16 protein-coding genes are annotated in these 12,889 nt (G+C 34.0%); 5 read left to right on the top strand and 11 right to left on the bottom strand.

Annotation, left to right across the window (positions count from 1 at the left end; translation table 11 throughout):
- Nucleotides 1-293: 293 nt before the first annotated feature.
- Nucleotides 294-1,145 carry a pepsin/retropepsin-like aspartic protease family protein gene (locus tag BBI01_RS07345; RefSeq protein ID WP_065394021.1) on the top strand — a complete coding sequence of 284 codons (852 nt, stop codon included), beginning with the start codon at nt 294-296 and terminating at the stop codon, nt 1,143-1,145.
- An 80-nt stretch (nt 1,146-1,225) separates the two neighbouring features.
- Here the strand turns inward: BBI01_RS07345 and BBI01_RS07340 are convergent, their stop codons facing one another.
- The 4 genes from BBI01_RS07340 to holA form a co-directional block, all read right to left on the bottom strand.
- A complete protein-coding gene (locus tag BBI01_RS07340; RefSeq protein WP_065394020.1) occupies nt 1,226-2,899 on the bottom strand; it encodes an alpha/beta hydrolase in 1,674 nt (557 codons plus the stop codon).
- A gap of 177 nt (nt 2,900-3,076) precedes the next feature.
- A complete protein-coding gene (locus BBI01_RS07335) occupies nt 3,077-3,454 on the bottom strand; it encodes a VOC family protein (protein WP_065394019.1) in 378 nt (125 codons plus the stop codon).
- Nucleotides 3,455-3,838: 384 nt separating this feature from the next.
- On the bottom strand, nt 3,839-4,780 hold the full coding sequence (trxB, locus tag BBI01_RS07330; protein ID WP_065394018.1) for a thioredoxin-disulfide reductase: 942 nt from the start codon (nt 4,778-4,780) through the stop codon (nt 3,839-3,841).
- Between the two features lie 280 nt (nt 4,781-5,060).
- Complete coding sequence (holA, locus tag BBI01_RS07325; RefSeq protein ID WP_065394017.1) at nt 5,061-6,098, bottom strand: DNA polymerase III subunit delta; 1,038 nt, start codon at nt 6,096-6,098, stop codon at nt 5,061-5,063.
- 7 nt (nt 6,099-6,105) lie between these two features.
- On the opposite strand from holA, the gene BBI01_RS07320 reads away from it, so the two are divergent.
- From BBI01_RS07320 to BBI01_RS07310, 3 genes are all read left to right on the top strand, one after another.
- The gene (locus BBI01_RS07320; RefSeq protein WP_065394016.1) at nt 6,106-6,537 is read left to right on the top strand and encodes a type I restriction enzyme HsdR N-terminal domain-containing protein; all 432 of its coding nucleotides are present in this window, start codon (nt 6,106-6,108) and stop codon (nt 6,535-6,537) included.
- Nucleotides 6,538-6,564: 27 nt separating this feature from the next.
- Nucleotides 6,565-7,176, top strand: coding sequence for an HAD family hydrolase (locus tag BBI01_RS07315; protein ID WP_065394015.1), 612 nt, complete (start codon nt 6,565-6,567; stop codon nt 7,174-7,176).
- Nucleotides 7,177-7,286: 110 nt separating this feature from the next.
- Nucleotides 7,287-8,030 (top strand): dienelactone hydrolase family protein, encoded by a 744-nt coding sequence (locus BBI01_RS07310; RefSeq protein ID WP_065394014.1) that lies wholly within the window; start codon nt 7,287-7,289, stop codon nt 8,028-8,030.
- A 95-nt stretch (nt 8,031-8,125) separates the two neighbouring features.
- Here BBI01_RS07310 and BBI01_RS07305 read toward each other — a convergent pair whose 3' ends face one another.
- From BBI01_RS07305 to BBI01_RS07275, 7 genes are all read right to left on the bottom strand, one after another.
- On the bottom strand, nt 8,126-8,503 hold the full coding sequence (locus BBI01_RS07305) for a peptidase associated/transthyretin-like domain-containing protein (RefSeq protein ID WP_065394013.1): 378 nt from the start codon (nt 8,501-8,503) through the stop codon (nt 8,126-8,128).
- 242 nt (nt 8,504-8,745) lie between these two features.
- On the bottom strand, nt 8,746-9,117 hold the full coding sequence (locus tag BBI01_RS07300) for a cupin domain-containing protein (RefSeq protein ID WP_065394012.1): 372 nt from the start codon (nt 9,115-9,117) through the stop codon (nt 8,746-8,748).
- Complete coding sequence (locus BBI01_RS07295; protein WP_065394011.1) at nt 9,114-9,641, bottom strand: GNAT family N-acetyltransferase; 528 nt, start codon at nt 9,639-9,641, stop codon at nt 9,114-9,116. Before BBI01_RS07295 ends, BBI01_RS07300 begins: the two co-directional genes overlap by 4 nt.
- Before the next feature lie 3 nt (nt 9,642-9,644).
- Nucleotides 9,645-10,247, bottom strand: coding sequence for a DUF2911 domain-containing protein (locus BBI01_RS07290; protein ID WP_065394149.1), 603 nt, complete (start codon nt 10,245-10,247; stop codon nt 9,645-9,647).
- A gap of 29 nt (nt 10,248-10,276) precedes the next feature.
- Nucleotides 10,277-10,789: a methylated-DNA--[protein]-cysteine S-methyltransferase gene (locus tag BBI01_RS07285; RefSeq protein ID WP_065394010.1), complete on the bottom strand. Its 513-nt coding sequence runs from the start codon at nt 10,787-10,789 to the stop codon at nt 10,277-10,279.
- Nucleotides 10,790-10,824: 35 nt separating this feature from the next.
- Nucleotides 10,825-11,373 carry a DinB family protein gene (locus BBI01_RS07280; RefSeq protein ID WP_065394009.1) on the bottom strand — a complete coding sequence of 183 codons (549 nt, stop codon included), beginning with the start codon at nt 11,371-11,373 and terminating at the stop codon, nt 10,825-10,827.
- Nucleotides 11,374-11,425: 52 nt separating this feature from the next.
- Nucleotides 11,426-11,944: a Crp/Fnr family transcriptional regulator gene (locus BBI01_RS07275; RefSeq protein WP_065394008.1), complete on the bottom strand. Its 519-nt coding sequence runs from the start codon at nt 11,942-11,944 to the stop codon at nt 11,426-11,428.
- Nucleotides 11,945-12,011: 67 nt separating this feature from the next.
- Here BBI01_RS07275 and BBI01_RS07270 point away from each other — a divergent pair, with 67 nt between their 5' ends.
- Nucleotides 12,012-12,866: a hypothetical protein gene (locus tag BBI01_RS07270; protein WP_065394007.1), complete on the top strand. Its 855-nt coding sequence runs from the start codon at nt 12,012-12,014 to the stop codon at nt 12,864-12,866.
- The last annotated feature ends 23 nt before the right edge of the window (nt 12,867-12,889 follow it).

Below are 12,889 nucleotides of genomic sequence, written 5' to 3'. Positions count from 1 at the left end.
AACGATTTTTAATTCCTGCAAAACTTTCGTAACACAAATTTTAACAAAACTTAATAATAGACTAGAAATCAAGGGAATTATTTTTACGGATTACTGAAATAAATGTGAAAGCAACATGAAACAGAAGTAAATCACTCCTTCTACAAAGCTTTAAAAGCTATTGAACAAGGATTTTTAACCGAATTTTAGAGTTTAACATTTTCCATACAAGACGTGTCCTTCATTACTTGAATAAAATATTATATTTGTAAGGTTCCTATAAAGGAACAGTACTAAAAATAATAACTATTTCAATGTTTACACAATCATTTATTAAAAAGTCGGTTCTTGCTGCATCTGTATTTCTATATTCGTCAGCTGTCTTTGCACAGAAATCACCCATCAATATACTACCATCCGGACATCTTATTGTACAGGCTGAAGTGGAAGGTAAAAAAGGGAACTTTATTTTTGATACCGGCGGCGGGGTCAATCTTTTTCTGAACAACTTTTCCAAAGACCTGAGCCAAAAGGAGTCGTATAATTTCCTAACATCCTTCCGTGCTACCGGAGAGCAAATTACGGTACCCATGTTCAAATCAAAAGAGATCACTTTTAACGGTAAAAAGTTTAAAGACATCTGGTATGCTACCCACAATATGGAAATCAAGGGAATAGACGGGCTTATTTCCCTGCCAATGCTTTATGATACAGAGTTTATTTTAGATTACACCACCAAAGAAATTGTGTTTCCAAAAGAAAAATTAAGCGGAAAGAAAGTGGTAGATATTCAGCTTTCAACAAATGCAGATCAATCACTGGATATTACCACTTACATTCAGATAAATGATATTAAAATCAATGTATTGCTGGATTCCGGTGCTGGTAATGATTCTTTCTGGCTGAGTGAAAGACTGATGAGTACTTTAGGGATAAAAAAAGAAGGGCTACAACTTATGGAGAAGAAAAGTGAATTTAATCCTGCCATTATCAATAAATTCTATAAAGGAAGCGTAAATTCTGTTTCCAATTCGTTTGCGAAAGTAGATAAACCAAACGTATTTTTTGTGGAAGGGTTAATCTATGAAGGAAAAACAAGTATTAACTGGCTTGGTAAGAAACTTGGCTTTAATCTTAAGGAAAAGAAAATCTATATTTTGGATTAATTATTTTTCAATTATATAAAACAAAACCTGTCCCCAAAAGAGACAGGTTTTTTACTTTACCGGAAATCATCAGCAGGATCTTATACTTTCACATCAATGTGATTGATCCAGACTTGTTCCCGGTCTTGAGTTTTATTAAAATTCTCAAGTAAGTATTCATGGTTATAGTTTATTTTTTCGTCGAAATAGAGTTTCCCGTTGATATATACTTTTACTTTTTCTTTCAAGTCCACCACTTCAGGTGAGATATTGATTGAAAACGATTGAATATTGGAGGTTTCAGCGCGGAAAACATTATTTCTATATTCTGCTTTTATTTTACCTGATTTTCTTGGAAAATCGAATGCATTTTTATCTACATCTTTCACTTTCAAACTATCATTATCATCATACACCAGCCATTTATTAATCTTAAAATTCAGTTCTTTATTCGCTTTATAATTTTTGCTTAAAGTATCTAGTTTTATATTAGAAATCCAATCAATATTTCCATTCTTATTGTCATCAAATTCCCATGAAATTTCTTTTGGAAACGGATTTCTTTTCCTGTTTTTCAAATCATTAAAAATGATGTTGTAAGCCGGCTCCGATGCGTCAAACTGAGGAAACCAATGTGGAAATCCATTATAACGGTATTCCTGGTAATCGGCAGCTATACCTTTCATCAGTTTTGTGAAATCATCATTGGCATTTGGCGGATAATAATAATCTTCATCTGTAGAGAAATTGATGAACGACCTGTTTTTAATATTCTCTACAAATGTTCCTCCGGTGAATACTTTTGGATACATATTAAATCCATAAAATCCTGCAAACTGCGTAGATTGTTTCATCAGATAAGAAAAAGAACCTGTTGCTCCATTGGAATGTCCTGCTACAAAAACTTTATTATCATCAATATTAAGCGCTTTTTTAATCTGCTTAAGCATTTCCGGAATCATAAAAAAACCATCATCAGACAACATCCAGTTATATTGTTTATCCGCTCTTGGAAAAACCAGAATCACATCATTCTGATCTGCATATTTTGTATAATATCTGTTCCATCCGCCTAAGTTCCAGCCAGCCAGCTGATAATCTATCAACTCGTTGTTTCTTACTGCCCCATGAAGAAAAAAGAGTAATGTATATTTCTTTTGAGGGTCATAATGCTGAGGCAGATGAATAAAGAACGAAGTCTTAGCCGAATCATTAATCTTGAACGCAATAGAATAATCACGATCTTTTTTAGATTGATAAGGATTAAAGTTTCTTATTTCCTTGTAAAGTTCTGCAACATTTCCTTTATTTTTCAGTGTACTTTTATTAATGCTGAAAAACTCATTTTCTTTTTTTTGCAATTCTTCATAAAACTGCTTTTTATATCCTGTAGCCTTCTGTTTTAAGGTCTTCCATCTTGGATCGGATAGCAGATTTTTATATTCTTTTTCTGCATCTTCTTCAAGAATGTAATTCCAGCCCGGAAAATTATACCCTTCTCCCTTTATGGAAGAGAGTGACATAAGATATTGAAATGCTTTATCATTGTTTTTCAGTTTTGAAGCGAGAATTGATGCATTATATACCCCTTCCCCATTCTTATTTTCAGGATACATTCTGAATGCTTCTTCATATAAATCTAGTGCTTTTTTGTAATCTGCTTCGTCTTTAGCATTATCCGCTAGCTCTGACGCTTTATCTGCTAATACAGAATAATTCTGCGCTTCTGCACAATAGCCAAACAAAACCAACAACATCGTTATGCAATATCTCATCAATACAATTTATAATACAAAACTAATAACAACGCATCAAAAAAACTTGTAAAAATGGGACATTACTGTTAAAATTGAAGGCAAATAAAATATTATTAAATGTTTTCAGGTTTAAAAACAAAAAAACCGCTTCCATTCAAAAGCAGTTTCTCTATTTATTTTTATACAGGCAGGCTTTTATTCTCCCGCTGGCTCAAACAGTTCTATTTTATTTCCTTCCGGATCCATGATATGTACAAACTTCCCATATTCATAGGTAGCAACTTCATCCAGAATAGTTACTCCTTCTTTTTTTAATTCTTCAACCAGCGCTTCAATATTCTCTACATGATAATTGATCATAAAGTCTTTTTGAGAAGGTTCAAAATATTGAGTAGATTCCTTAAACGGACTCCATAAAGTATATCCTTTTTTATCGGACTCCACTTCTTTCCAATCAAATTTTGCTCCGTATGGGCTGGTTTCTACACCAAGATGGGTTTTATACCAGTCATTTACCTGCTCAGGATCTTTGCATTTAAAGAAAATACCACCGATTGCTGTTACTTTTTTCATGTCTATTGTTTTGATAATTTTATCTTAATGAATATAACTTCAAATTATTTTGAAACTTCACAAATATATTAATGTTTTCACTACACTTTTATAATACTAATGCAAATTTTGTTGGAAATCGCAAAGAGGCAAAAGGATATTGGATAAAGATCGTTTTAAGGCGCAAAGATTTGATCTAAAATAAAAATTGGAAACTTTCACATTGCTAAAGATTACTGTTTAGTACCTTAAAAGCTTTATAATAATAAAACAATTTTAACTATAAAATCTATGTGGTTAATTTTTTGAACCACATAGATACATAGATATCATTTATAAATCCCATGACCTGAACAAAAAAAGCGTACCCTAAGGCACGCTTTTGTTCTATTTAAAAACTGAATATTAGTGTAATTCAGCTAAGTATTTTTCTGCATCCATTGCAGCCATACATCCGCTTCCTGCAGCTGTAATAGCCTGTCTGTAGATATGATCCTGAACATCACCAGCAGCAAAAACTCCCGGAAGATTCGTTCTTGAAGAACCTTTTTCTGTTAAGATATATCCGTTCTCATCAAGGTCTACCTGACCTACGAAAATATCAGTGTTCGGTTTATGTCCGATAGCGATGAAGATACCTTCAACATCTACTGTAGAAGTTTCCTGAGTCTGGTTATTGATGATTACAGCTCTTTCTACCAAGCTGTTCTCTCCTTCAATCCCGATTAGCTCATGGTGAAATTTCACTTCAATATTCGGAGTGCTTTCTACTCTGTGTACCATCGCTTTTGAAGCTCTGAATACATCTTTTCTTACTAATAATGTTACTTTTCTGCATAGTTTTGCAAGATAAGTAGCTTCTTCGGCAGCTGTATCTCCTGCTCCTACTACTACTACGTCTTTTCCTCTGTAGAAGAAACCGTCACAAGTAGCACACGCAGAAACTCCACCTCCTGCATATTTTTTCTCATCTTCAAGACCTAAATATTTTGCTGTAGCTCCTGTAGAAATAATAACCGATTTAGCAAGGATCTCTTTGTTACCTGCATATAATTTGTGAACACCGCCTACTTCTTTAGAGAACTCAGCTTTAGTGATCATTTCGTAATGAACCTTAGTTTCAAATCTTTCTGCCTGTTTTTGCAGATCCATCATCATTTCAGGACCTGTAATCCCGGCTGGATACCCTGGAAAGTTATCTACCTCAGTAGTTGTAGTTAATTGTCCGCCTGGCTCCAAACCTGTATATAATTCAGGTTTAAGGTCTGCTCTTGCTGCATAAATAGCAGCTGTAAAACCAGAAGGTCCGGATCCAACGATCACACAATCTAAAATGTTTTGCTCCATAATCTATTTGTTCAAAAAAGATTTAATTAAATTAAGACTGCTAATTTCGTGATTTTTGCCGTCTTTTTAAAGTTATTTTAATGATAGTTGTCAATAAGAGATATGCGGATTGTCAATGAGGGTACGAGATGCGGGTTTCGAGGTACAGGATGCAGGTTCAGGTTAGAACTGGTAATCTCTGTTTAAAACCTATATTCCTTGTCTATCATCTATCCGTCTATTATCTATTCGCGTATATTCAGCATTCACTTACTCTTCTCTCCTACGCTCAAACATAAAATCAAACCTTCATTTTGATCTTATCTACGTTGATAATTTTATAAACCAGTTCTTTAATAAGCTCAGCTTCTCCCATATTGACAGCTCCAAGCCCCTTTCCTTTCATATCAAATTCTCTTAAAATCGAAATGACTCTTGTTGCATGTTTTAAAGGATACAATCTTGCACTTTCTGCATAATCTTTAACGAAATATGGGTTCACCCCCATTTGTGATGCAATAGTTTGTGGTGACTGCCCTGCCATGGTCTGATAAATAATGACATTGGAAAAGTAGTTATAAAGACTTGCAAGCATCATTACAAAAGGATTATTCTTCGGATTCTTACCCATAAAATGAGCAATCTTAAAGGCTGCATTGGCATTTTTGGTACCCAAAGCTTTCTGAAGTTCAAAAATATTGTATTCCTTACTGATCCCGATATGATTTTCAACGATAGTGCCGTCCAAAACCTCTCCTTCTTTAAGGATGATTTTCAGTTTATTCAGCTCATTGGCAATTCTTGAAAGGTCGTTTCCGAGATACTCTGCTAAAAGATGAGAAATATTGGGTGCTGTTTTGATATTAAGCTTTATACATTCGTCAGAGATCCACTTGGGAAGATTACTTTCCTTCACAGATTCACTAAGGAAAAGTGCTTTCGCTTTATCAAGTGCTTTGGCTGCTTTTTTTCGGCTGTCAAGCTTTTTATGTTTATGGGCAAAGACCAGTACTGTAGACGGGACAGGATTTTCTACATAAGCTTCAAGAATTCTATTTTCATCCTCATTGAATTTCAGATCCTGAGCTTCTTTTACGATAATCACCTGCTTGTCTCCCATCATCGGAAACTGCCTTGCCAGAGAAAGAACTTCCTGATATGAAGTATCTTTTCCGTATGTAACAGTTTGGTTAAAGGCTTTTTCATCCTCCTCCAAAAAGTTGTGTTCAAGGGCTTTTACAGCGACATCAATAAAGTAGGGTTCTTCTCCGTGGAAAAAATAAATAGGTAAAACTTCTTTATTTTTAATATTTTTGAGGATTAAATCTAATTCTTTCATCTTATTAATGGAACTTCCAAAACTGAATTTTCAGGAAACTTTTGATTTTAAATTCAAGAAAGACAAAGATAAGTTTTTTATTTATGATTTGGTTCGCAAAACTTATCTTCTGCTCACTCCTGAGGAATGGGTAAGACAGCACTGGATACATTATTATCTTACAGTAAAATCCTACTCTACGTCGGCATTGATCACTGAAAAAAAGATCATTCTCAATGGTTTAACCAAAAGAGTCGACCTTTTAGTCACCGAAAAAACTGAACCTGTAATTCTTATTGAATGCAAAGCTCCACAGGTAAAACTTACGGAAAAAACATTTGAACAAACCGCAAGGTACAATTCTGTTATTGGGGCTAAAGAAATTATTCTCACCAATGGATTACAGCATATTAATGCCTATTATGAGGATGAAAAATATGTGTTTTATAAACCACAATAAAGGATAAAAACAGATACTACAATACATATGAAAATTAAAAATATTATATTCGATTTCGGAGGAGTTTTAATGGACTGGGATCCTAGATATTTCTTTAAAGATTATTTCAAGGATGATGAAAAAATGGAATATTTCCTTGAAAACATTGCTCAGGATGAATGGAATATTGAACAGGACAGAGGAAGAAGTCTTTCAGAAGGAACAGAAATTCAGGTGAAAAAGTTTCCTGAATGGGAAAAAGAGATCAGAGCTTTTTATGATAACTGGACTGTAATGCTGAAAAGCGATATTCCTCAGAATGTTGAAATTCTAAGAAAGTTAAAAGATACTGATTATCAATTATTCGGGTTAACAAACTGGTCAGCCGAGACCTTTCCATATGCTTTAGAAAATTACGATTTCTTCCAAATTTTTGATGGAAAAATTGTAGTTTCAGGAACAGAAAAACTAATCAAACCTGATCCTGAAATATGGCATGTTTTATTAGAAAGATATGATATTCAGGCAAGTGAGTCAATTTTTATTGATGATAATCCGAAGAATATTGAAGCAGCAAAATCTCTTGGCTTCAATACCATTCATGTTTTACCGGATACCGATCTAAAACAAGAACTTGTACATCTGGGTGTAGAGTTCTAATTCTTGTAATATACTATTTAAAATCCTCAATTAAGTTATTTTTATTAATTTGGTTGAGGATTTTTCATGAATATGAGAGAACTTTTTAAATCATCACAAAATAAAAAAATATGATACGTTCAATCTTACTTACCGCATGTATTATGGCATCAGGAACCCTTTTAAGTCAAAATCTTAAAACAGTTTCCTATCAGGATGGTTCACAAAAACTGAATGGTTTAATCACTTCTAATGCAGGTAAAAAACTTCCCGGAGTTTTAATTCTTCCTGCCTGGAAAGGAATTGATGAAGAAGCTAAAACGGCAGCTCTTGAACTTGAAAAGCAGGGTTATATTGCGTTTATCGCTGATATTTACGGTGAAGGAAAAATTCCCGCGAATAATGAAGAAGCAGCCAAAAGTTCAGGGTATTATAAAAAGAATTATGCAGAATATCAAAAACGAATTTCTCTTGCCTTAGAGCAGCTGAAAAAAAACGGAGCAATTTCTGATAGAACAGCTGTTATCGGATACTGTTTTGGAGGAACAGGCGCACTGGAGTCTGCGAGAGGAAATATGCCTGTAGCAGGAGTCGTTTCTATTCATGGAAGTTTGGGAAGGGACCAAAGCCGAAAAAATGAAAAATTAAATGCTAAAATATTAATTGAGAATCCGGCAGATGATAAAAGTGTAACTCCAGAGGATTATAATAACCTCATCAAGGAAATGAACGAAGGTAACGCAGACTGGCAGATTATCACTTATGCTCATTCTAAACATACCTTTACAGATCCAAAATCACAGGATTACAATGAAATAATGGCTAAAAGAGCCTGGAATCATACCTTATTATTCCTGAAAGAGCTATTGAAGTAACGCTTATGCGATGAAACAATCTAACAGTTTAACAATGTACCAATAATTGATATATTCAGAAATTGGTACATTGTTGTATTGCTCAATGATCAGAATTATTTTGCTTCCAGTTCAGCAGTATATGCTTTTGGAGAATATTTAGTTAAAGAACCTGTAGCCGCATCAATTCCCACACCGATGGCACCACCAAAAAGAATATTCAATAATGTCACCGGATTGAAATTTTTGGTCAATTTTACTTCCTTATCATTAAATCCTTCTTTCTTAAAAGTAATAGTTTGTTTGCTCAAAGACCTTGGAATGGGCGTTACGCAAGGTGTAACACATTTTTCAATTCCTTTATGGAATACCGTAGCTCCTTCCGGAGTTGAATTAAAAGTGATTTTATCACTGGTTCCTGTAAAAATAGAGGCACATGAAGTTGTAGAAAGTGCGATTCCCAGTAATAATACGATCGATAATTTGTTTTTCATATATCTTAATAAAAGTTGAATCCGTTAATAGTTTTCAGCGCGCGAACTTACAAAATAATTGAAGATTACATGCATGAATACCAGATAATATGATGACCGAATATCTAACTGACTGATTCTCCAATCCTATTTTTTAAGATTAAATAACTCCATTATTCTTAAACAAAAAAATAACCTTAGAAATAAGGTTATTTTTATTTATATCATTAAAGTCTTATCGTTTTAATAGACAATCAATCGATTTAATCTACTCCTTCCACTTCTCTGTTTACCAATTCCATAGAAAATGCAGGAAGGCAAATAGCCAGATATTCACAGGCTTCTGAAAACGGATTGCTATAACGGATTCTTGCTCCTTTTTCGATAAGGATACTTTGTCCTTTCTCTAAAACCACAATCTCACCGTCTATTTCAAATTGTTTTTTTCCTGAGATAATATATGTAAATTCATCAAATTCCGGTGTCTGATGTGGTTCACTCCAATCCGGAGGTGCTACCATATGAGCAATGGAAACATTTGAATTACCTGTAGAATTTCCCCAATGTTCTTCAATGAGTTTCCCATCATTGGTAGGAACTACGAATGGCGATTGCTGAATTTTATATTTTTTCATATCCAGTTTTCTTTTTTGATCTCGTATACAAAATTTGTTCTCGTGGGTTCTGCAAAGTAGGCAACTTCCTCTTCTGCTATTTTTTCACCCCCTAATTTTTCCAACGCTTTTTGTGAGCGATAATTTTCTTTCCCGATATGAAAATGAACCTTATCTACAAACTGAAAGATATAATCTAACATCAGTTTTTTTACTTGTGGATTGATCCCTTTTCCCCAGGATTTTGTTCCGTAGAAAGTATATCCTATGAAAATATGATTATCATCTTGATCAAAGTTGTAATAACGGCTGCTTCCTAATACATCGCCGGTAGATTTCTCAACGATTTTGAAAGCTCCTTTACTTTCTATAGCTCCTCTAAAAAAGTTTTCAAAAATTTCTCTTTGATAACGATCTTTGTTTGGATGCTGCTCCCATACTTTTGGATCGGAAGCCACTTCATATAAAGATTCAAAATCCCCTTGCTGTAAGGGGATTAATTGAAATTCTTCATTTTCTAAAACAGGTTGAACAGAAAAATTCATTTCTTATCCTTTTTTGTTAGAATCTGATTCTATTTTCTTGATTTCTTTTAATTTGTCAGAAATCTTGATTACAGTATCTAATTTTGTTGGTTTCAATGGAATTTCAGCCTGAGCCATATCCCACTTGATTACCAAATTTCCTGAGTTTTCATCTGTAGGATTCAGGGTGATTTCAAACCACTCCTGCTTGTCTGCCAACTTATTTACCGGCACAGTAACATCTACTACATCCTGTTTAGGATCATAAGTATATGCTCCCCATTGTTGGAAGTCTTTATTAAGGATTACTTTCCATTCTTTTTCAGTAGGAACAATGAATAACCCATAAGTTCCTGCAGGAACATTTTTCCCCCCAAAATTAACTGCCTGTCCGAAGGTCACTTTTGTAGATGAGTTAGCTCCCGCTCTCCAAACCTGACCGTAAGGAACAAGTTCTCCAAAAATCTTACGTCCTTTTACTCCCGGTCTTCCATAGTCTACAGAAATTTTAGACATAGAAAACTGCTGTTCTACCTTCTGACGCGGGCTTGCCGCTGGCACAGAATAGTCCTGTGCAAAAGTGAACGCTGAAACTGAAATGCAAACTGCTATTAATAACTTTTTCACGTGTAAATTTTTGCTTAAAATTACGAAAATCAAAATAAAATAGCTTTCTCCAGTTCCAATAATTTTTGTTTTCTCCAGATTCCTCCTGCGTACCCCACCAATTCTCCACTGGAGCCAATAACGCGGTGACAAGGAATCAAAATAGCTATTTTATTGATTCCATTGGCTGTTCCTACAGCTCTTATTGCTTTAGGATTTCCTAAAAATTCGGATTGTTGTTTATAGGTTCTGGTTTCTCCCATCGGAATTTCACGAAGCAACTGCCATACTTTCTCCTGAAATTCCGTTCCTGTAGTAAATAAAGGGACATTAAACTGCGATCTTTTCCCTTCAAAATATTCTTGCAGTTCTTCTTCTAATTTTTGAAAGTGAAAATGTTCTTTTTCTACAATTTCAGCTTTTAAAGTTTTTGACAGCGCTTTGAATTGCTTCTCAATATTTTTCCTGTCTGTAAATTCAAGCAAACATATTCCCTGATCTACAGCACAGGCTATCATTTCTCCCAATGGAGTTTGTATTGTTTTTTGGTATATGATTTCCATTAGTTTAAAATTACTCTTTTTCGGAATACATACCTTTATTTATTCTTTAAAACCTGAATCGCCTGAGCAATATGCCTTGCATTATGATAGGTCACAAACCGGAATGTATCTCCCAGCTTTAAAGTGATTAGTTTTGAAATACTGATTGAAGTTTTTGTTTTTTCAAGATCGATTTCCCTTCCTTTTTCTAATAACTCAAGCCATTGTTTCTGTTGCAGAATAAATTTTTCCACAACCTCTTTATTCAATTGGCTATGGATCGGATTCATTGTCTTAAGAGTCCTCATTTTATTGAGTTTTTCCTTTGGAAGCATGCTTTTAGCAAAATAGTTTCCAAGAATTCCGGGGTTGAAATCCGGTTTGAATGAGGTTTTGGAGGAAGAGATTCTTTGGGTAACTTCCGGAATGTAAAAATCGCCGTAAAGATTCAGATGTTCAAGGCATTCCAATACGCTCCAACTGTCTGTGGAAATTCTGAAATTCAATTCATTTTCAGATTTAAGCAAAAATGTTTCCGCATATTGTAAATGATTTTCAGTTTTGTCTTTTAATTCATTTAACAATGATATGGTTGAAATCTTCATGTTATTTTTTGACAAATTTCCGAATCATTCTGTTCTTAAATATTGATTGAAATCAAGATTTTTTAAGCCTTGAAAGGGTTTCTGGAGACATTCTTAAATAGTTGGCAATATATTTATTGGGAACTTCCTGAAATAATTGAGGGCTCCGTTTCAATACTCGTTCAAAACGTTCTGCAGGTGCATTGATCAATAAATCTTTTTCTCTTTCCAATTGCTGTAATACTAAATCTTCCAGAATCTGTATCCAGAACTTCATGTGTTCTTCACAGGCATAGATGAATTCATAGAAATCTTTTTTTGCAGCTATTTTCACTATAGTTTTTTTAATCGCCTGAATGGAAAGATCGGATGCTTTTCCGGAGAGAAATGAGTCCAGAGAAACGATAATATTCCCTGTATATCCAAAACGAATGATTCTTTCTTCACTTTCATCAGTCATGAAGATTCTTACGCTGCCTTTTTCTATAAAATAGATATGAGTATCTGTACTTCCAGGAATTTTCAGAAATTCATTCCGGCTGAATTCTTTTTCTTCCCAAGAGATTCCGCTTTGAAGTAAATGTTCAACCATCTCATTTTATTTTTGGTGTTCCAAAGATAATGGGTAATTTTAAAGGTTTAAACACCAATCGCGAATAATGCTTAAAAAAATCAATATCTTATTCCTGTTATCTATAGGATTTTCAGGAGCAAAGGCTCAGCAAACCATTCCTTTTCGGATTACAAAGTCTAATAATATCATTGTAAAAACGCTTGTTAATAAAAAAGATTCATTGCACCTTATGTTTCAGATTGCAATGAAAGACGGTGCTATTTCTCCTGATAAGCAACGTAAGGCAGATCATATTATCTTTAATAAAGAAGAAATAAGTGATAATAATACGGTTGATATTGGAAATCTCAGTTGGAAAAACATCAGCTTCATGGATAACCAGTTGACAGGTCCTGAAGCAGACGGAAAAATAGGAACAGCTCTTTTTGAAGGGAAAACTTTTAAAATTGATTATGATAACAATCAATTTGTAATCTACAATGAAAAACAACCAGACTTAACAGGTTTCCAACCCATTAGTATCATGATGGATCATGATGCTTTTTATATTTCAGCAGATAATGTGGTGGATGGAGTTCGGCAGCAGGAAGCTTATTTTGCTATTCAGTCTGGCTATTCAGGAGGAATACTCTACAGTAATGATTTTACAGAAGAAAATCAATTGGATAAGAAATTAAAGGTTTTGGGAGAGAAAACACTGAAAAACTCAAAAGGGGAAAGTCTGATCACGAAACAAGCTGTCCTTCCTTTTTTTAAGCTTGAGCATTTTGTCTTTAAGGATCTTTCTATTGGATTTTTTGCCGGAGATCTTAAAACTCAAAATGTAAGTTATTTTGGGGCAGACATGCTTCGCAGGTTTATCTGGATCTTTGATTCTAAGAGAAATATAGCTTACATCAAACCTAGCAAATACTATTCACAACCTTATTATAAAATATAATTCAAAAGATAAATTCAAATATT

The sequence above is a fragment of the Chryseobacterium artocarpi genome, assembly GCF_001684975.1.
Taxonomy (GTDB): domain Bacteria; phylum Bacteroidota; class Bacteroidia; order Flavobacteriales; family Weeksellaceae; genus Chryseobacterium; species Chryseobacterium artocarpi.
Note: the sequence above shows the minus strand (reverse complement) of the source record. Positions and strands in the feature narration are given on the sequence as shown.